Below are 19276 nucleotides of genomic sequence, written 5' to 3'. Positions count from 1 at the left end.
ACACCTCACACCTTGCGGAACTCCACCGTCCGGGTCACTTCGTCGGCTTTGGTGAGTTCGACGACCACGCGGTCGCCGGGGCGTAGATCACCCGCGCAGCGCGCGACCACCGGCGGATCGGACAGGAAGATCTGCGCCTGCCTGCGCTCGGTCGCGCCCGACATCACCAGCGCGTCGAACCGCTCACCCACCCGTTCCCGCAGAATCACCGCTTCGGCGAGGTCGATGCTCGCGCGATCCGCGGTGGCGCCGAGCGTGTCGGCCGACCGCAGGATCTTGGGCAGCGTCGGCAACGCGCGGTGCACCCAGTCCGGTACCGGCGTACCGGATGCGATCGCCAGACACACCTCGGTGGCGAACCGGTCCCCGAGCCGCCGCAGCGGTGCGGTGACATGGGCATAGAGCCCACCGATCGCCGAATGCCGCATCAGCGCGTCATCGACGGGCTCGTCGGGTCCGGTGAGGGCGAGGTAGTTGGCACCCCGCATGAGCCCGGCCGCGGCCGATTGCAGGGCGAGCGTGCTCGGTTCGCCACCCGGTAGCCCCGCCAGGAACCGGCCCACCGGCAAGCCGGCCGGCCACTGCACCCCGAGGGCCCGGGCAGCGGCGCGCAGATCCTCGATCGCGTCCTCCTCGGCCGGCGGCAGGGTGCGCAGCAGCCCGACACCGGCCTCGACCATGATCGTGCCCGCGCACATCCCGGCCAGCAGCGACACCTGCGAGTTCCACATGTCGGCGGGTGTGTGTGCCTCGAGATCAAGACGCCACCCGTCGGCCGTGCGGACGACCGTCTGGTCGGGCAGGTCGAGTTCGACCGCGCCCCGCGCCAGCGCGACCTCGCGTCGCAGTTCGCCGAATGCGGGCAGGGCGGCGATGGCGGGATGCAGCCGGCCGGCGGCGGCATCGGCCGAGACCCCGGCGTAGTCGAGGCGCGCAACCGAGGCGATGCGGGACCGCCGCACCCGGACATCGGTCACCGATCCGTCGCCGGCCACCCGGATGGTCCACAGCACACACAGTCTGACCTGCTCCGGCAGAAGGGAACCCGCGCCCTCGGACAGTGCGCGAGGGTGCAACGGGACCGACCCGTCCGGGAAGTACACGGTCGCGCCGCGTCGCCGGCTCTCCTGGTCGAGAGCACCTTCGGGGGTGATGAGTGCCGCGACATCGGCGATCGCGTAGTCGACGACGAACCCGTCGCCGTCGGCGGTGAGGTGCACCGCCTGGTCGAGATCTCGGGAGGTCGGCGGGTCGATCGTGACGAAGGGGACGCCGGTGTGGTCCTCGCGGACGTCGGCGTACCGGTCGGCACCCGGAGCGCCGGAGTCGATCATCTGCGCGGTGGCCCGGGCTTCGGCGAGGGCATCGTCGCCGTACTCCTCGTCGACGCCCAGTTCGGTGCGTATACCGGCGAAGTCGATGTCGGGGGCGGAGAGGATGCGCTTCACTCCCCCAACCCTAGAGAAGAGTGAGGCGAACGAGTCGGCACGTAAGCCGGATCCTGTTCCCGCACGGTCGTGAGACCGCGTGGGCGGCGACCATCCATCTGGGCACACCGTCGCCGGGTACCTCGAGCGGCCCACCCGCGGGCTGGGGCGAGCAGCCCTCGTGACGCCCGCGCACACGCACCGCGAGGTGCGTGCTTCGGCCTTGCTCCGGGTGGGGTTTACCGAGCCGGCACGGTCACCCGTGCCGCTGGTGCGCTCTTACCGCACCGTTTCACCCTTACCGACCTCGCGGCCGGCGGTCTGTTCTCTGTGGCACTGTCCCGCGGGTCACCCCGGGTTGCCGTTGACAACCACCCTGCTCTGCGGAGTCCGGACTTTCCTCGATGCGCGGCGTGACGGGAGACCGCCCGTTCCGCGCACCGCGGCCGCCCGGCCGACTCGTTCGCGCACCCAGGATACGGCAGGCGTCGGGCGGACCCTCGACGGCGGCGTCAGACGCGCCAGTGCGCGGCGTCGTTGACGAGCCGCACGACGGAGCCGCCGTCGTCGAAGTACTCGGCGATCGACACCGACGCGAGGTCGAGGTGCAGCCGGAACAGCAGTTCGGGTCCGACGCCGAGCGCGTCCTGCAGCAGCGTCTTGATGGGCGTGACATGCGAGACCAGCACCACGGTCTGACCCGGATACCTCTCCAGCAGTTCGGCTTTCGTCCGCGAAATGCGTTCGGCGACCTGCGCGAAGCTCTCCCCGCCGGGCGCGGGCACGGTGATGTCGGACAGCCACGCGCGGTGCAGATCCGGGTCACGCTGCGACGCCTCGGTGAACGTCAGACCCTCCCAGTCACCGAAGTCGTTCTCGATCAGCCCGGGATGTTCGACGACGTCGATCCCGGTCAGGGCGGCGACCTCCTCGGCCGTCGACCGTGCACGCCGCAGCGGCGAGGTCACGATCGCGGCGATCCCCTCCTCGCGCACCACGCGCGCGGCGGCGGCGCGGGCCTGGCGTCGGCCCTCGTCGGTGAGGTCCGGGTTGCCCCGCCCGGAGTAGCGCCGCTCCACCGACAGCGGCGTCTGGCCGTGCCGGAGCAGGATCAACCGGGTCGGATCGCTGCGCCGACCCTGCCACGACGGCGCCTTGGTCGCCGAATCATGCTCGGGGACTGACTCTTCGGCGGTCGCGGTCACGAATCTAGATCCCGGACTCGGCGGTGCGCACGAGGATCGCGCCGCACTCTTCGCACCGGATCACCTCGTCGGACTGTGCCGCGGCGATGGTGGCGATGGTCCCGCGGTCGAGTTCCATCCGGCATGCACCGCATCGGCGTGCACGCAGCAGGCCGGCGCCGATGCGGCCGCCGGCGCGTTGCTTGTCGTACATCGCGAGCAGCGGCGCATCGATCTCGGCTTCGAGGGTCTCGCGGCGCTCCCGCGCGCGCGACAGGTCCTCGTCGATGGTCTCGAGGGACTTGTCGCGCCGGACCTGTGCTTCGGCGACCTTCTCCTCGAGGTGGCTGATGGTCGCCGCGGCGCGGGTGCGTTCGGATTCGACGGCCTCCTGCTGCTCCATCAGCGACAGCATCTCGTCTTCGAGCACCGCTCGCCGGCGACCCAGGCCCGCGAGTTCGTGTTGCAACTCCGACAACGCTTTCGGCGCCAGGCCACCGGCGGTCAACAGGGCCGAGTCCTTGGCCTCACGGTTGGCCATACCGGTCACCTCGGAGTCGATCCGGCGGTACTCGCGTCCGAGGTCCTCGGCGGCGATCTCCGCGCGCACCAGATCGTCACGGGCGGCATCGATCGCGGAGTTGTGTTCGGCGATCTCGGCGTCCTCCGGCAGGGTCTTGCGGCGATGGACGAGACGATTGATCTCGGCATCGGAGTCCGCGAGATCGAGCAGCAGTCGCTGCACGGCGGCGTCGACTTTCATTGCGGTCTCCTCTTCGGCGAAAGTCCCCCCACCGTACGCGGGGGGCGCGCGAGTGCCGGCGGCGGCTCGGTTTCTCCCGAGTCAGCCCGCACTGTGCAGCGCGAACGGATCGGTCGGCGCCTCGAAGACACTCACCGGCGTGCCCAATTCGGCCTCGAGCAGCGCATCGACCTGCGCACACCACGGGAACTCGGTCGCCCAGTGTCCGGCGTCGACCAGGGCCGGCCCGCCGTCGCGCAGACTCTCGTCGACCGGATGATGACGGAGATCACCGGTCAGGTAGACGTCGACGCCGAGACCGCGGACACGTCCGAGCAAGGAGTCCCCGGCTCCGCCGCACACCGCGACGGTCCGTACCAGCGCGTCCGGGTCTCCCGCGGCGCGGACACCCGCCGGGGTGCGCAACACCCGGGCGGCCTCGGCGACGAAATCGCGCAACGTCATCGGCTCGGTGAGCGACCCGACGCGGCCCAGCCCGACATCGCTGCCCAGGTCGGCCAGTTCGAACACGTCGAAGGCCGGCTCCTCGTACGGGTGCGCGTCGCGCAGAGCGCGCAGGACGCCGGCCCGCAGTCCGCGCGAGGCGACCATCTCGACCCGGGCCTCGTCGACGTGGGTGCGCATCCCGATCTCGCCGATGGTCGGTGAGGCGTCCTCGCCGGCCTCGAATTGCCCGGTTCCGACGACCGTCCACGAGCAGTCCCGGTAGTCGCCGATCGCCCCCGCACCCGCGGCGAACATCGCCTCGCTGACCTGCTCGACGTTGCCCTCCGGCACCATCACGACCCACTTGTCCATTGCCGCAACCGGTTTCGGGTCGATGGGGACGGTGCCGCGCAGCCCGAGCCGGTCGGCCAGCGCGTCGGAGACGCCGGGCCGCGCACTGTCGGCGTTGGTGTGTGCGCACAACAGCGCGATCCCGTTGCGGATCAGCCGATGGACGATCCGGCCCTTGGGGGTGTCGGCGGCCACGGTGGTGACACCGCGCAGGAGGAGCGGGTGATGGGCGACGATGATCCCTGCGCCGGCCGCGACCGCGGCGTCGACCACCGCATCGGTGACGTCCACGCACACCAGCACGCCGCGCGCCGGGTCGGCCCGGTCGCCACACACCAGACCGACCGCATCCCACGATTCGGCGAGGGCGGGCGGATAAGCCCGCTCCACGACGTCGACCACGTCGCCCACCGTCACAGTCGCGTCAGACGCGTTCGCCGGTTCCACTGTCGATCTCCTCTCGTACCAACTCGATCGCCCGCGTGAGCGCGCGGACCTGCGGAAGTGCCCGGACGGCAAGACGAAGATGCGAGTCGCCGAGGCCGACGAAATTGGCGCAGCTGCGCACCGCGAATCCGTGGCGGATCAGCCGCTGCTTCACCTCGGTGGCGTGGGCCATCTCGACGAGCAGGAAGGGCGCCGCGGGCTCGGCCGCCACTCGGAGCCCGATCCGCGTCAGCTCGGCGACCATCTCGCTGCGCTCGTCGGCGACCCGCCGCGCGACCGCGGCGCAGTATCGCTGCCCCTGTTGCTCGACACAGGCGGTCAGCGCGGCCAGCGCGGGGGTCGACACGGCCCACGGTCGTCGGCCGGCACGGAGTCGATCGAGCAGGTCGACCGGCCCGAGCAGATAACCCGCGCGGAGTCCAGCGAGACCGAAAGTCTTTGTCACACTGCGGATCACGAGAAGGTCGGGCCAGTCGACCGAGGCGAGGGACTGGGGTTCGAGTGACCCGTCGGCGCCCAGGGTGAGGTCGGCGAAGGCCTCGTCGACGACGAGGATCCGTCCCGGCCTGCGCAATGCGGCGATGGCCTCGACCGGGTGCAGCACCGACGTCGGGTTCGTGGGATTGCCCAGGATGACGAGATCGGCGTCGTCCGGCACGGCGGTCCCGCTGTCTCCCGGACCGGGCAGCTCCCAGGGTGCGGCCAGCGCGACCTGCGTGATCGGGATGCCCGCGGCGCGGAGCACGACCTCCGGCTCGGTGAACGACGGTTGGATCAGGGCCGCGTGACGAACCCCCAGCCGCGGGAGCATCTCGAACCCGTCGGCGGCTCCGGAGAGCAGCAGCACTTCCTCGGGGCGACGGCCGTGTGCCGCGGCGATCGCGTCGACGGCTCGTCGCTCCTGCGCTCCGGTCGGATATCGCGCAAGATCGTCGAGTCCCGACCGGATGGCGTCGAGGACGAACGCCGGAGGTGTACCGCGGACGTTCACGGCGAAGTCGACGAGCCCCGGCGTGGCGTCCTGGTCGCCGTGACGTTCCGGGTCGGTCAGATCGGCGCGCGGCGGCGGTGTCCCGGCCGGGCCGGTCTCGACGTCGAGCGCGTCGTACCCAACTGTCATGTGTTCAGACCTTACGTGCACGATGGAGAGGTGACGACGACGCCGGATCCCCGCCATCCCGAGACCGTCCTACTCGTCGACCTCGACGGCACGGTCACCGACAGTTTCGCAGGTATCGAGAACAGCTTTCGGCATGCTCTCGCCGTGGTCGGGGCGCCCGAGCCCGACCCGCGCATCGTGGCCGGCATCGCCGGGCCGCCGATGATCGACACGCTGAATGCCCTGGGCCTCTCCCCCGAGACGGCCGACAAGGCGATGCGCGCGTACCGAGAGCGATACACCGAGGTGGGCTGGCTGGAGAACTCGGTGTTCGACGGGATGGCCGAGCTGCTCGCCGATCTGGCCGCCGGCGGCCGGACCCTGGCGATCGCGACGTCGAAGAACCAGACCACCGCGCGTCGGATCCTCGAGCACTTCGATCTGGCCGGACACTTCCGCTACATCGCCGGGGCCAGCGACGACGGTACCCGCCGCGAGAAAGCCGACGTGATCACCTCCGCCCTCGCCGAACTCGGACTGCCCACCGACCCGCAGACCGGGCACGTGACCACTCCGGTCGTGATGATCGGCGACCGCAGCCATGACGTGCTGGGCGCGGCCGAATTCGGCATCTCAGCGATTCTCGTGCGGTGGGGTTACGCTCTGGGCGGGGAGGACCAGGGTGCGACCTGGGTGGTCGAGTCCGTGGCCGAACTCCGCGACGTCCTGGGTGCGTGACCTCGTACCCGACGACCGGCTGAGGCGCACATCGACTTGTTGAGGTAGCAGTGTCTGACGAACTTCACATCTGCTTCGTGTGTACGGGCAACATCTGCCGGTCACCGATGGCGCAGAACATCTTCCGAACGGCACTCGACGACGCCGGACTCGGCGGCAAGGTGCGTGTGTCCAGTTGCGGGACGAGCGGCTATCACATCGGTGAGCCGGCCGACAATCGCGCGCGAACCGAATTGGTCGCGCACGGCTACTCCGACGCACATGTCGCCGCGTTGATCGGACCTGAACATTTCGAGGCCGACCTTCTGCTCGCGATGGACGAGGGCCACGTGCGCGAACTCGAACGCAAACGTCTCGGCGACCGCACACGACTGCTGCGCTCGTTCGATCCGTCCGCGCCCGCCGACGACCTCGATCTCGCCGACCCGTACTACGGCACCCCCGACGACTTCGTGGTGACACGCGAACAGATCGAGGGTTCGATGCCGGGCCTGATCGACTGGGTGCGGGCCGAAATAGGGGTGTCCTGATCCGAAAGAACCACAAAACCGCCGGTCTGTCCTCTGCTCCCTGAGGAGCGCTCGGAGCTTGCGGAGGGCGCGTCACGAAGGGTCTGCCGACCGAGGTTGCGAAGACCCTCGTGACGCTCGCAAGTGTCTCGCGTACCTGCGCCGATTTGTGACCGACAGACTTCAACTCGACCCCTGGACCTCGATCGAAGTCTAGGAGTCGAGTTGAAGTCTGCCGGTCGCCGGCAACGCCCTCTCCTCAGCGGCCAAGCAGTGCGGGTGCCGGGAGCCCAGATCTCAAGCCGCCGGCGCGATGAGATTGTGCACGAAGCGGATCTTGGTCAGAACCGTCTCGGGCAGCACGAATGGGTAGAGGTCGGGATGGCCCATCGACCGGTTGATCTGGTTGAGCGCCCACGTCAGCGGTAGCCACTCGTCGATGACCCGGTCGAATCCCACGTCCCCGGGCGGCACCCCGTCGAAGGTCGTGCCCGCGGGCGCCATGGCGAACGCCGCTGCGGTGTCGAGCGTGTCGCGGATGTGCAGGTAGTGCGCGAACGTCTCCGCGAAATCCTCCGCCGGGTGCATCGTCGCGTATGAGGACACGAAGTCCTGCCGCCAGCCCTCGGGAGCGCCCTCGCTGTAGTGGCGGTCGAGAGCCGCCTGATAGTCGTCGTCGGGGTTTCCGAACAGCTCCTCGAAGCCCGCTCGTCGCTCGTCGGTGATGAGGACGAGTTGGTAGTAGTGGCCGATCTCATGCCGGAAGTGCCCGAGGACGGTCCGGTACGGTTCGGCGAGTTCGACGCGCATCTGTTCGCGGTGGACGTCGTCCCCCTCGGCGAGGTCGAGGGTGATGACGCCGTTCGCATGACCGGTGATGACCGACTGCTTCGCACTGGAGAGCAGGTCGAAGGCCAGCCCGGACTCCGGGTTCTCCTCCCGGGTCTCGATGGGGAGCCCGAGTTCGTCGAGTTCCAGGATGAGGCGACGCTTGGCGGTCTCGGTCTGGCCGAAGATGACCAGCGCCTCGGGATCGTCGTCGCCGGGACGGGTACGGGTGAGGCGGCACGACTCACACATGGTCGGCTTGCCGCTCCACTTCACCAGCCAATTGCATTGCGCGACCTTGGTATTGGCACAGCGTTCGAGCAGCACGCCGTCCACCTCCACGCGCGCCTGGTCGTCGAGGACGTGGATGGTCCTGGTCTTCAGCCAGAAGCCGAGCGGGCTCCGGCAGTTCAGACACAGACTGTTCTCGAAGGAGAGACGCTGACCGCACTTCAAGCAGAGGAAGTCTCGCATTTCGATCAGGCTACCCCCGCTCGGTAGCCTGGGCGGTGTGCACGTACTGCGAACGATCCTCCGGCCCGGGTGGATTGCCCTCGGTCTCGTGGTCGCGGCGTTCGCGGTGGCCTGCTTCACCCTGCTCGCGCCCTGGCAGCTGGGCAAGAACTCCGACACCGAACGCCGCAACGACCTGATCCGCACTGCCACGTCGATCGAGACGGCACCGTTGGCGGAGGTGGCGCCGTCGTCGACCTTCGTGCCGTCCTCGGAGTGGCGTTCGGTCGCGGTGACCGGGCGGTACCTGACGGACCGGCAGGCTCTCGTCCGGCTCCGCAACGTCGATCAGCGCCCCGCGGTGGAGGTGCTCACCCCGTTCGCGGTCAGCGGGTCCGACCGGGTCATCCTCGTCAACCGCGGTTTCGTCCGCCCGGTCGAGGGAGCGGTCCCCGACATCCCGGCCCCGCCCGTCGGCGAGCAAACCGTCGACGGCCGCATCCGGGCCGCCGAGAGCGTGAGCACCGACCGCGGCACACGCGTCGAGAACGGCGCACTGACCGTCGCGACCATCAACCCGGGGCTGGTGTCCGCGGCGACGTCCACCCCGATGGACGACTTCTACCTGCAGCTCTCCCCCGACCAGCCGGGCTCGCTCGGCGAGATCCCGCTGCCCCAGCTCGACACCGGCCCCTACCTGTCGTACGGCCTGCAGTGGCTCGCCTTCGGCGTGATGGCCCCCCTCGGCGTCGGCTACTTCCTCTACTCCGAGATCCGCGCCCGTCGCCGGGCTGCCGCTGCGGCCACCGAGACATCGGCGACCGCGGCCGCCGGCACCGCCGTCGACCAGCCGTCCGACCCGGTCGCCGCTGCCACCACGACCGTCGAGTCCCGCTCCCAGCGCCGGCAGCACCGTCGAGAGGAATTGCGGGCCGCCGCCGGGACGACGGTGACCCAGCAGGTCGGCGACATCGGCCATGGCCCGCGCGCCGGTGACGAATCCGGCGACGTCCGCGACAAGCTCACCCGGCGATACGGCGGCTGAGCCGCCTCGCCGCGGCTCCGACGCCCGGTCGTACCACGGCGACGACCGCGCAGGTGAGCACCGTCGCGCGTTGCACGCGCCGCGACAAGGCGACCGCGGCTCGGAGATCGGCCGGCCCCGGCGCCGGTCCGGAACCGAGCGTCGGACGCATCTCGACGCCGTACGGGTAGACGGTCCGACCGCCCAGCTGCACCCCCAGCGCCCCGGCGAACCCGGCTTCGACGACCCCCGCGTTCGGACTCGGGTGGGCACTGCTGTCCCGGCGCCACGCCGCGATCGTCCGCCGCGGGGCGCCGCCGATCACCACCAGCAGCGAACCCGCCAGCCGCGCGGGCAGCAGGTTCACGAGATCGTCGAGGCGCGCGGCCGCCCAGCCGAAGTTCCGGTAGCGCTCACTCCGATAGCCGACCATCGCATCGAGCGTGTTGACCGCCCGATACCCCAGCACTCCGGGGACACCCGCCAGTGCACCCCACACCAGCGGACCGACGGTCGCATCGGAGGTGTTCTCGGCGATCGACTCGAGAGCTGCACGGCAGAGCCCCGCCTCGTCGAGTGACTCCGGGTCCCGGCCGCACAGGCTGGGAATGAGCGCTCGCGCACCCTCGAGGTCCTCGGCCTCCAACGCTTGCGCGACCGCATCGCCGACCCGACACAGCGACGTGCCGCCCAGCGCCACCCACGTCGACGCCGCGGTCACCGCGACGTCGACAACGCCTGCAGATCGCCGACCGGGCAACGCCGCGAGCGCCACCGTCGAACCGACCATCACCCCGACCAGCCCGACGCCCGCCGCCCGCGAGTCCCGGTACATACGCCGCTCGACCGCACCCGTCAGCCGTCCGAATCCGGCCACCGGGTGACCGCGCGACGGATCACCGAACAGCTCGTCGAGCACGAACCCGGCCACCAACCCCGCCGCGGTGACGTCACCACGACGGCGATCGGGGTGCGGACTACGGAAACGCGACGGTCTGGGCACCGCGCGATGGTATCCACCCGGGCTCGTGTGCCTCCGGCCCGCTCGCTTCGCTCCCGGCGCCGGCACCCATTCGGCCCGCTCGCTTCGCTCCCGGCGCCGGGCCCGTGCCACACTTGGCCCCCGTGGCCCGGACAACCGCACACCCGACACCCGGTCGGTACGACATCGACACCGGCGTCGCCGAGTTGAGCCCCGACACCATCGCGGGCGGGTGGCTGCTGACCATCAACGGGGCGCACAGCTCGCACATCCACCCCGACGACCCGACCGCGCTCGACTTCGACTACCTGCGGCAGATGGCGGCCGTCATCGACGAACGGCACCCGACGACCGATCGACTCCGGGTCCTGCATCTCGGTGGGGCGGCCTGCGCATTGGCGCGCCACCTCGACCACCGCTACCCGGACGCCCGCCAGGTGGCCGTCGAGATCGACGCCGAACTCGCACGCCTCGTACGGGAGTGGTTCGACCTCCCTCGTGCGCCGAAACTCCGGATCCGGGTCGGCGATGCGCGGCAAGTCGTCGAGTCGCTGCAGCCGGGCACCCGCGAGGTCGTCGTACGGGACGCGTTCGCCGGCGATCGCACCCCACGGCACCTCACGACGCGCGAATTCACCGAACGCGTCCGCGACGTTCTCGTCCCCGGCGGCCTGTATCTCGCCAACTGCGGCGACAGCCGGGACCTCGCCGGCGCCCGCGCCGAAGCCGCGACCGTCGGATCGGTGTTCGACCATCTCGCGCTCATCGCCGACGCCGCGATGTTCAAAGGTCGACGCACCGGCAACATCGTGATCGCGGGTAGCGACACCCCGCTCGATCCGTCGGCCTCCCTCGTCCGCACCCTGCTCAGCGATCCGCTACCGGCGCAAATCCTCTCCGGTGACCGGGCCCGCGAGTTCGCCCGCGGCGAGGCCCTGACCGACGAGCCGTGAAGCACCGGGGTGGTCGCGCGGCCGCCCGCCGGACGCGGTGTCGTGACCCGGCTGCCGGCACACGCTGCACACCCGTTGTCGCCAATGGATAGGGTTGGGTTCGATCCCGACGCCGAGGAACCGAGGATGACGTGAGCGATCCATCGTCGCGTGCGGGTACGACGCTGGGTCCGTACCGCATCGACAGACTCCTGGGTCGTGGCGGGATGGGTGAGGTCTACGAGGCCTACGACGCCGTCCGGGAACGCCGCGTCGCCCTGAAACTCCTGCCCCCACACTTGGTGCACGACAAGGACTTCCGCGAGCGCTTCGAGCGGGAGTCGAAGACCGCGGCGAAGCTCTCCGACCCGCACGTCATCCCGATCCACGACTGGGGCGAGAAGGACGGCGTCCTCTTCATCGACATGCGGCTCGTCGACGGGCAGGACCTGCGCAAGCTGCTCGCCGCCGGTCCGCTGCCCGCCGCCCGGGCGGTTGCGATCCTCGGCCAGGTGGCGTCGGCTCTCGACGCCGCGCACCGCAACGGCCTCGTCCACCGAGACATCAAGCCGGACAACATCCTCGTCGACGCCGACGACTTCGCCTACCTCGTCGACTTCGGCATCGCGCAGGGCGCGAGCGACAGCCGCCTCACCCAGATCGGGACCGCGCTCGGGACACTCGCCTACATGGCGCCGGAGCGGTTCGGCGACGACCCCGCCGGGCCGAGTTCGGACAACTACGCGTTGGCCTGCGTGTTGTACGAAAGTGTCACCGGTCAGACCCCGTATCCGGTGAAAACCGACCAGGGTCTGATGGCCGCGCACATCACCAAGGAACCGCCGACGATGGGCGGTCCGCTCGACCCGGTCATCGCGCGCGGACTCGCCAAGGATCCGGCGCAGCGCTATCCGACGGCGCGCGAACTGATCCGGGCCGCGGCGTCGGCGCTGACCGAACCGCCCGCGTCGTCGGCACCGCCGACGGTGACACCGCGCATCGTGACACCGCCCCCGATGGCCCCGCCCACCTACGCGCCCGGAGGGGCCGGCGCCGACGCGTTTCGCAAGCCCGGGAGTCCGGTCCCCTCGGATCGCACGGTCATCTCGCCCGGCACACCCGCGCCCGGACAGCCCGGCAGCGCCCCCGGGTTCGGGCCACCGCCGGGACAGTCCGGCCCGCAACGACATTCGGGTCCCCAGTCCTATTCGGGCCCCCAGTCGCATTCGGGCGCGCCGTCCTACCCGGGTCCCCAACGCTCGGGTCCCCAGTCCTATTCGGCTCCCCAGCGCTCCGGCCCGCAACAGTTCTCCGGCCCGCAACAGTTCGCGGGCCCGGGCCAGTGGGGCACCCCGACCGCCCCGCCGCGGAAATCGAACACCGGACGGAATGTGGCCATCGCGGTGGGTGCCGGGCTGGTCGTGATCGCGCTGGCGGTCACCGGCATCATCGTGGTCCTGGCCGGTTCGGGCGGCGGCGACCCGGCCCCGCCGAGCACGTCGACCAGCGCGATCCCGGCGGGCACCGTTGCGTGCGACTACCCGACACGAACCGCGGTCGGCGGCATCACCCAGCCCGCTCCCGCCCCGAGCCAGCCGAACACCGGAACGGTCGACGCGCAGATCCCCATTGCCGGCCAGGGCACGATCGACCTGACGCTCGACCGTGCCGAGGCGCCCTGCAACGTGGGGGCGATGGTGTCGTTGATCGAGTCCGGTTTCTACGACAACAGCAAGTGTCACCGCGCGTCGCGGCAGTACCTCATCTGCGGCTCGTCCGGCGGCCGGGAGGGCACCAACCCGGGCTGGACCAGCCCGGACGAGCTGCCCGAGAACCTGCCGTCGGCGGGCACCGACGACGACGGCGTACCGCAGGTCACCTATCCGCGCGGCACCGTCGGCATCCTCGATCTGCCAGACGACGAAGGCGCGACCGGCTCGACGACGTTCTTCCTGCTCGCCGACGACACCGACCTCCCGCTGACCTACTCGACCGTCGGCACCATCGACCCGTCCGGACTCGCCGTCCTCGACAAGGTCCTGGCAGGCGGTTTCACCCCGAATGCCCCGGGTGCGGCGTCGGGCCCGCCGAAGCAGAACCTGCTGATCCAAAAAGCGACCGTCGGCGGGTGACCCGCGGAGTCCATGTGGATCCAGTTGCGGTTTGTCCCGGCAACCGGGACAAACCGCAACCGGAATTCTGGGCCATCACCGATCGGCGCGCGCACAGGCACGGATCGCGGTGCTCTCCGTGAGCTCGACGCCGCGTTGGGTGGGGTTGCCGCCGCTTGGTGGTTGGGCCTCCACCCGAAAGAGCCCCGAAAACACCTCGTGGCCACCGGTTCTCACAGAGCGCATACGCGCTCGTCAGCGACTGCGGTGGTCCGGCACCGCCGCTTGACCGACGCCGACGTCACCACGCACGCCGACCTCAGGGTCACCGCAGCGGCGCTCACCGTCCTCGACGCCTCCGCCGAACTCGGAATCGCTGTCCTCGATTCGGCTCTTCTCTCCGGCGCGGTGAAACTCACCGACCTGCAGGCCGCACACTCGCGCTACCCCGGGCGGCATGGTTCTCCGGCCATCACTCAGTACTTGCGACTCCTCGGCGACGGCGCGCGATCGGAGGCGGAGCGAATCGTGGCCACGTTGTTTCGCGAGTCGGGCATAGTGAGCTGGACACCGAACGTGGGCGCCGAGGGATATGTCGTCGACGTGGCCTTCACCCGGGAGAAGCTGGCTGTCGAAATCGACGGATTCGCCTACCACCGCGATGTCACGACGTTTCAGCGAGATCGGACAAAGCGCAATGCGCTCATCGCCGCGGGCTGGACCGTCCTGAACTTCACCTGGGCCGACATCGTCGAACGCGGCGATCAGGTGGTGACCACGGTGAGAAATGCCTTGAGCCGTTCGGCCGCCTGATCCGGTTGCGACTTGTCCCGCAAAGCGATACAAACCGCAACCAAATCAGGACTAGCCGCCGAGGTCCACCCGACTAGATCACGTAGTTCATCCGGCTCAGGATCGCTTGTCCGAGAACCTGGTCGCCGTGCAACTCCACCGCAGACGAATCGGCATCCCGTCGGCCGCCGGCGTACCGCGCAAGATTCGTCGCATCCAGCCGGATACGCACGTCGGCGGCGTCGTCGCCGCCGTCGAACTCGTCGACGACACCCGCCCGGTCCCCGACGGCGATTCGCACGGTTCGCGGAGACACCCCGGTGATGTCGAAGAGGACGGTGCTGCCCTTCGGTGCATCGGCTCGCTTCCCGACGACGAAGGGCAACGACGCGCCGATCTCGTCGAGTGCGAACGACGCCGGGCCCGGCTCGGCCACGGCGGAACGATCGGTGCCGTCACGCAGGTCGATCTCGTGCACCCAACAGTCGAAGATCCGAATCCGCATGAAGCGCCCGTACGTATCCGGCCCGGCGGGCGTCATCGACTCGGCGTCGAAGTCGTTCTGCGACATGGCTTTCAGCGCCTCGGTCCGGACGCCGATGATCTCGTCGAGGGCGGCGACCACCTCGGCACGCGGCTTCGGGCGGTAATGGTCGACCCACTTCTCGTTGAGTTCGCCGATCGGGTTACGGACGTGGTCGAGGGCGCTGACCGTACGGGTGGCCTCGACGTCGCGGCCGTCGAGCATGCTTTCGGTCCCGACGATGTGGGCGACGATGTCGGCATTGGTCCAGCCGGGCAGAACCGACGGCGCCGACCACGCATCGTCGTCGAGCGCGCGGGCCAGTTCGCCGATCACGCCCCACTGCGCGATCAGAGCCTCGGTCACCTCGTCGATCGGCAGGATCGTCGTCGCCATCGTTTCTCCTCGGGTCTGGATCGGCGATCAGGGTCGCCGGCGGGTCACTCGGTTCAACCGTATCGGGGACCGATCTGCGGATCCCGGGACCCGCCGAACGGAGGACAATGCGTGGTGTCGGCCCCGGCGAACGACCCGGACACCCTACGCTTGTCCGCGTGTCTGCATCCGTGCGCGCCGGCGACCGGCTCGGTCCGTACCTCATCGACGGGTTGATCGGCCGGGGCGGAATGGGCGAGGTGTACCGCGCGACCGACACCCGCAAGGACCGGGTCGTCGCCCTGAAGCTGCTCAGCCCTCAGGTCGCCGACGACCCGGCTTTCCGTGACCGGTTCCACCGCGAGTCGCGCGTTGCCGCCCGCCTCAACGATCCACACGTCATCCCGATCCACGACTGGGGAGAGATCGAGGGGCGCCTGTTCATCGACATGCGCCTGGTCGACGGCCGCGACCTACGCACCCTGCTCCTGCAGGACGGACCCCTGCCGGCTGAACGCGCGCTGCGGATCGTCGGTCAGATCGGTGACGCCCTCGATGCTGCGCATCGATCCGGCCTCGTCCACCGCGACGTCAAACCCGACAACATTCTCGTCGACGATCGCGACTTCGCGTACCTCGTGGATTTCGGTCTCGCACAGGCGGACACCGACACACGGTTCACGAGCACCGGCACCGCAGTCGGTTCCTTCGGCTACATGGCGCCGGAGCGGTTCGGCGACGATGCCGTGGGGCCGCCCGCCGACATCTACGCGCTGGCGTGCGTGCTGTTCGAATGTCTCGCCGGAGTGCACCCGTTCGCCTCGGCGACCACCATCGAGCGGTTGATCGCCGCCCACCTCACCGCCCCGCCGCCGCGCCTCGGTGCCGCGATCGATCACGTCATCGCCCGCGGGATGGCGAAAGATCCGTCGCAGCGCCAGCTCTCGGCGGCGGCGCTGGTCGCCGACGCCGGCGGTGCCCTGCGGTCGGAGCCTCTCTGTGGCGCGCCGACGATCGTCCCGGCCGGAACCCCCACCGTCGTGCCCGCCACCCCGTCGGCATCGACACCCGCCGCTCCAGCCGGGCCGTGGGACGCCACCCGGGCCGCGGTCTGGACCACACCGCCCCGCCGCCGGTCACCTCTCGTTCCCATCGTCGTGGCGACGTCCGTCGTGCTGCTGATCTGCGCCGGCGTCGTCGCCTGGGCGATCGTCACGACCGAGCGGGACAACCCGGCGACCACAGCCGCCGACGCATCCGCAGTGTCCACGACCACCGAGGCGGCGCCCCAGCCAACGACGCCGACGCCGGCCGAACCGACGCCCCTTCCCGGACCGACTTTGCAACCGGGCCCCGCGTCGCAGCCGGGTCCGGCACCCCGGCCGTCGGCGAGTCCTCAACCCGCAATCGTCCCCGGCGATCTCGGTCTCACCGTGCCGATGACCCGGCCGGCGTGCGACGGCACGGGGATCGTCGTGGTCGCCAACGCGACCGCACCCGGGAACTACCCCGGCGAGGTGCAGTCCTATTTGAACCAGTACCCGGGTGCGAGCTACTTGCGCACAGATCAGTCGTGTCCGTCGCTGAAGCAGGTGAGCGATGACGGCACTCCGATCTATGCGGTCTACTACGTCGCGGGCCGCACTCTCGAGGACATCTGCACGATGCGCAACCAGATCGGCGGCCTTGCATACGGCCGCTGGCTCGACTACACCACCGACCCGGAATCGCAGATCACCTGCTGACCGCGCCCCTACAGGGACGACGCGACGAACAAGGACCGGACCTGTCCGCATCGTCGGGCAGGATGGGCACATGTTGGAAACCTCCGCGCGGTTGCTCGCGTTGCTGTCGCTACTGCAGACACGACGCGAGTGGTCGGGCCCCGAACTCGCCGAGCGCCTCGACATCACCACCCGCACCGTGCGGCGCGACATCGACAAACTGCGCGAGCTGGGCTACCCGGTGGACGCCAACGTCGGCTCGCGCGGTGGCTATCGGCTGGGTGCCGGCGCGGAGATGCCGCCGCTGCTGCTCGACGACCAGGAGGTCCTCGCGGTCGCTCTGGGGCTCGACGCGGTGACGACCGGTGCGGTCGCCGACATGGCGGAGGCCTCGGCGGGCGCGCTCGCGAAGCTGCGTCAGGTCATGCCGTCGAGGCTGCGCCACCGACTCGACGCCCTGCGGATCGAGGCCGTGCCCCGTACCGCGCCGGCGAGCGCGGTGTCCGCCGACCGGCTCACCGAGATCGCGACCGCATGCCATCGGAACGAGCGGCTGCGGTTCGACTATCGGCGCAACGACGGGGAGGAGAGCCGACGCGAGATCGAACCCTATCGACTCGTCCGCAACGGGAACCGTTGGTATCTGGTCGGTTTCGACATCCAACGCGGCGCCTGGCGGTCGTACCGGGTCGACCGGATGGAACCGAAGGTGCCGACCGGACCGCGTTTCACCCCGCGCGAACCACCCGAGGGCGGCGCGGCGGCGTTCGTACTGCGCGGTCTCGGGTCCGTCTACCGACGCGTCACGGCGCGGGTGCGTATCCACGCCTCGCTCGACGCGGTGTCGGCGATGGTCCACGAATCGTGGGGTGCACTCGAGTCCGGCGACGAGCACAGTTGCGAGATCACGCTGTACAGCACGTCGCTCGCGGAGATCGCTCGCTGGCTGTACGCCTTCGGCGCGGATTTCACCGTGATCGAACCGGTTGAACTCCGGGCCGAGTTGGTGGCCGCCGCGGAGTACCACGACCGGGTCGCCGAACGGTACCGACGGGCAGTCGTCGCGCAACCGTGACCGTCACCGACGCCGTTACCCGACCGTGACATCGGCACCGTGTCTGTCACATGGACGCTCCCGAGCCGACCGACTCCGCCGATTTTCTCTACCGTCGGTGTCATGCGACTTCTCATCACTGGCGCCACGGGGTACGTCGGTTCCCGCTTGGTGTGCGCACTGCTCAAGCAGGGACACGACGTGGTCGTCACGTCACGGGACACCCGGAAGCTGGCCAAGTTCGGTTGGTCGGACCAAGTCAGCATGGTGACCATGGACGCCGACGACCCGGCGTCGGTCAGGAGCGCGATGTCGGACGCCGGGCAGATCGACGCGATCTACTACCTCGTCCACGCCATCGGCCAGGCCGACTTCGCGAACGGCGACCGCGACGCCGCACGCAACGTCGCCGAAGCCGCGCGTGACGCCGGAGTGGGACGGATCATCTATCTCGGCGGTTTCGTGCCGTCGGACGACAAACTGTCCACCCATCTGCAGAGCCGCGCCGACGTCGCCGACGGACTGGTGGTCGACGGCGGGCCCGAACTGGTGTGGCTGCGCGCCGCAGTGGTCATCGGCGCGGGTTCGACGTCGTTCGAGATCATTCGCTACATGGCCGACCGACTGTCGGTGATCCCCGAACCCGAATGGATCACCAACGAGATGGATCCCATCTCCATCCGCGACGCGGTCCACTATCTGGCCGCGGCGTGCGACTCCTCCGTCTTGCCCGCCGGGAACTACGACATCTCCGGACCCGACAGCGCGCGCTACATCTCGATCCTGCACGAGTACGTGTCGGCGATCCGGATGCCGAGGCTGCGGCTACCGGTCTTCGGGATCTCGACCCGGCTCGCGGGCCGGGTCGGCGGCATGCTCGTGCCGGTCCCGGCGTCGCTCACCGAGGAGCTCGTCACCTCGCTCGACCATCCGATGACGGCGTCCGAGCACCGCATCCGCGATCTCGTCCCGCCGCCGGCGGGCGGACTGACACCGATGCGCGAGGCCGTCCACGCATCCGTGCGGTCGCCGTATCCCCGCTCGGTGTGCGACCTCGACGACCTCCACCACCTCGCCGACACCGACCCGGCCTGGGCCGGCGGCGACTGGTTGCGGGTCAAGCGCAGCGTCGTCGAGACGATCGGCACGTCCCTCGGGGTGGCCACCAAGGTCGTCGGAGTCCTCCGACCCAGTCGCGCCGATGTAGCGTCGTGAGCGGTGACCGTTAGTCGACCGACTCCCTGACCGATCGAACTAGGTGGTGATGTGCTGGTGACCTCACTGGCGCGCGACCTGTACGACTCCGTCGCCGCGGACCGCGACCCCGATCCCGGCGCCCACTACATCCGACGACGCTGGCTGGTCGGCGTCTTTCTCGTCATCGGTGCGGTGGTTCTCGGCATCTCCCTGCGCGTGGAGCCGGGTGACGCCGCGTTCTACCCGCTGACCATCGGCCTGGCGGCGGTGTGGATCGTCGGTGCGTTCGTCTCCGGACCGCTGCGGCTCGGCGCCTTCAGCCCCACCCCCTCCCGCC

The 19276-nt window shown here is 69.9% G+C and carries 16 protein-coding genes, 1 other RNA gene and 2 pseudogenes; 10 read left to right on the top strand and 9 right to left on the bottom strand.

The features are described from left to right. Positions 1-5: 5 nt before the first annotated feature. The 6 genes from FFS52_RS00095 to cobC form a co-directional block, all read right to left on the bottom strand. Positions 6-1448, bottom strand: a complete 1443-nt coding sequence (locus tag FFS52_RS00095; RefSeq protein ID WP_068971678.1) for an RNB domain-containing ribonuclease — start codon at positions 1446-1448, stop codon at positions 6-8. A gap of 26 nt (positions 1449-1474) precedes the next feature. Continuing rightward, positions 1475-1889: RNase P RNA component class A (rnpB, locus tag FFS52_RS00090), an RNA gene on the bottom strand. Positions 1890-1939: 50 nt separating this feature from the next. After that, a complete protein-coding gene (locus FFS52_RS00085; protein ID WP_068971677.1) occupies positions 1940-2632 on the bottom strand; it encodes a histidine phosphatase family protein in 693 nt (230 codons plus the stop codon). A gap of 4 nt (positions 2633-2636) precedes the next feature. After that, on the bottom strand, positions 2637-3374 hold the full coding sequence (locus FFS52_RS00080; RefSeq protein WP_058253125.1) for a C4-type zinc ribbon domain-containing protein: 738 nt from the start codon (positions 3372-3374) through the stop codon (positions 2637-2639). A gap of 81 nt (positions 3375-3455) precedes the next feature. Beyond that, complete coding sequence (locus FFS52_RS00075) at positions 3456-4598, bottom strand: Nif3-like dinuclear metal center hexameric protein (RefSeq protein ID WP_068971676.1); 1143 nt, start codon at positions 4596-4598, stop codon at positions 3456-3458. Next, positions 4576-5718, bottom strand: a complete 1143-nt coding sequence (gene cobC, locus FFS52_RS00070) for an Rv2231c family pyridoxal phosphate-dependent protein CobC (protein ID WP_068971675.1) — start codon at positions 5716-5718, stop codon at positions 4576-4578. The genes FFS52_RS00075 and cobC overlap by 23 nt, the downstream gene beginning before the upstream one ends. A 30-nt stretch (positions 5719-5748) precedes the next feature. On the opposite strand from cobC, the gene FFS52_RS00065 reads away from it, so the two are divergent. Beyond that, positions 5749-6435 carry an HAD hydrolase-like protein gene (locus FFS52_RS00065; RefSeq protein ID WP_068971690.1) on the top strand — a complete coding sequence of 229 codons (687 nt, stop codon included), beginning with the start codon at positions 5749-5751 and terminating at the stop codon, positions 6433-6435. Positions 6436-6485: 50 nt separating this feature from the next. Beyond that, positions 6486-6965: a low molecular weight protein-tyrosine-phosphatase gene (locus tag FFS52_RS00060; protein WP_068971674.1), complete on the top strand. Its 480-nt coding sequence runs from the start codon at positions 6486-6488 to the stop codon at positions 6963-6965. Between the two features lie 276 nt (positions 6966-7241). Here the strand turns inward: FFS52_RS00060 and FFS52_RS00055 are convergent, their stop codons facing one another. Next, on the bottom strand, positions 7242-8246 hold the full coding sequence (locus tag FFS52_RS00055; protein ID WP_058253129.1) for a putative zinc-binding metallopeptidase: 1005 nt from the start codon (positions 8244-8246) through the stop codon (positions 7242-7244). Between the two features lie 37 nt (positions 8247-8283). On the opposite strand from FFS52_RS00055, the gene FFS52_RS00050 reads away from it, so the two are divergent. Further along, on the top strand, positions 8284-9270 hold the full coding sequence (locus FFS52_RS00050) for an SURF1 family cytochrome oxidase biogenesis protein (RefSeq protein ID WP_171011517.1): 987 nt from the start codon (positions 8284-8286) through the stop codon (positions 9268-9270). Here FFS52_RS00050 and FFS52_RS00045 read toward each other — a convergent pair. After that, positions 9248-10252, bottom strand: a complete 1005-nt coding sequence (locus FFS52_RS00045) for a cobalamin biosynthesis protein (RefSeq protein WP_137808466.1) — start codon at positions 10250-10252, stop codon at positions 9248-9250. The genes FFS52_RS00050 and FFS52_RS00045 overlap by 23 nt on opposite strands. 122 nt (positions 10253-10374) lie before the next feature. Here FFS52_RS00045 and FFS52_RS00040 point away from each other — a divergent pair, with 122 nt between their 5' ends. From FFS52_RS00040 to FFS52_RS00030, 3 genes and pseudogenes are all read left to right on the top strand, one after another. Beyond that, positions 10375-11184, top strand: a complete 810-nt coding sequence (locus FFS52_RS00040) for a fused MFS/spermidine synthase (RefSeq protein WP_058253131.1) — start codon at positions 10375-10377, stop codon at positions 11182-11184. Positions 11185-11315: 131 nt separating this feature from the next. After that, positions 11316-13295, top strand: coding sequence for a protein kinase (locus FFS52_RS00035; protein ID WP_068971558.1), 1980 nt, complete (start codon positions 11316-11318; stop codon positions 13293-13295). A gap of 64 nt (positions 13296-13359) precedes the next feature. Next, a pseudogene (locus FFS52_RS00030) lies at positions 13360-14087 on the top strand (DUF559 domain-containing protein); the annotation flags it as partial. Between the two features lie 73 nt (positions 14088-14160). On the opposite strand, the gene FFS52_RS00025 reads toward FFS52_RS00030, so the two are convergent. Continuing rightward, the gene (locus FFS52_RS00025) at positions 14161-14985 is read right to left on the bottom strand and encodes a maleylpyruvate isomerase family mycothiol-dependent enzyme (protein WP_058253133.1); all 825 of its coding nucleotides are present in this window, start codon (positions 14983-14985) and stop codon (positions 14161-14163) included. Between the two features lie 158 nt (positions 14986-15143). On the opposite strand from FFS52_RS00025, the gene FFS52_RS00020 reads away from it, so the two are divergent. The 4 genes and pseudogenes from FFS52_RS00020 to FFS52_RS00005 form a co-directional block, all read left to right on the top strand. Next, on the top strand, positions 15144-16709 hold the full coding sequence (locus FFS52_RS00020) for a serine/threonine-protein kinase (protein WP_068971557.1): 1566 nt from the start codon (positions 15144-15146) through the stop codon (positions 16707-16709). 70 nt (positions 16710-16779) lie between these two features. Further along, positions 16780-17763, top strand: coding sequence for a YafY family protein (locus FFS52_RS00015; protein ID WP_068971556.1), 984 nt, complete (start codon positions 16780-16782; stop codon positions 17761-17763). 102 nt (positions 17764-17865) lie between these two features. Next, positions 17866-18957, top strand: a complete 1092-nt coding sequence (locus tag FFS52_RS00010) for an NAD(P)H-binding protein (protein ID WP_068971555.1) — start codon at positions 17866-17868, stop codon at positions 18955-18957. Between the two features lie 51 nt (positions 18958-19008). Beyond that, positions 19009-19276, top strand: a pseudogene (locus FFS52_RS00005) (CPBP family intramembrane glutamate endopeptidase); the annotation flags it as partial.

This window comes from Gordonia sp. ALPHA1B1 (genome assembly GCF_005502615.1).
GTDB classification, from domain to species: Bacteria; Actinomycetota; Actinomycetes; order Mycobacteriales; family Mycobacteriaceae; genus Gordonia; species Gordonia hongkongensis.
The sequence above is the reverse complement of the archived record's forward strand: the minus strand, read 5'-3'. Positions and strand labels throughout refer to the sequence as shown.

Bases quoted from the DNA above. Each gene is read 5' to 3' on its own strand.
- FFS52_RS00025 (WP_058253133.1), bottom strand. From the start codon at position 14,985: ATGGCGACGACGATCCTGCCGATCGACGAGGTGACCGAGGCTCTGATC.
- FFS52_RS00080 (WP_058253125.1), bottom strand. From the start codon at position 3,374: ATGAAAGTCGACGCCGCCGTGCAGCGACTGCTGCTCGATCTCGCGGAC.
- FFS52_RS00055 (WP_058253129.1), bottom strand. From the start codon at position 8,246: ATGCGAGACTTCCTCTGCTTGAAGTGCGGTCAGCGTCTCTCCTTCGAG.
- FFS52_RS00010 (WP_068971555.1), top strand. From the start codon at position 17,866: ATGCGACTTCTCATCACTGGCGCCACGGGGTACGTCGGTTCCCGCTTG.
- FFS52_RS00015 (WP_068971556.1), top strand. From the start codon at position 16,780: ATGTTGGAAACCTCCGCGCGGTTGCTCGCGTTGCTGTCGCTACTGCAG.
- cobC (WP_068971675.1), bottom strand. From the start codon at position 5,718: ATGACAGTTGGGTACGACGCGCTCGACGTCGAGACCGGCCCGGCCGGG.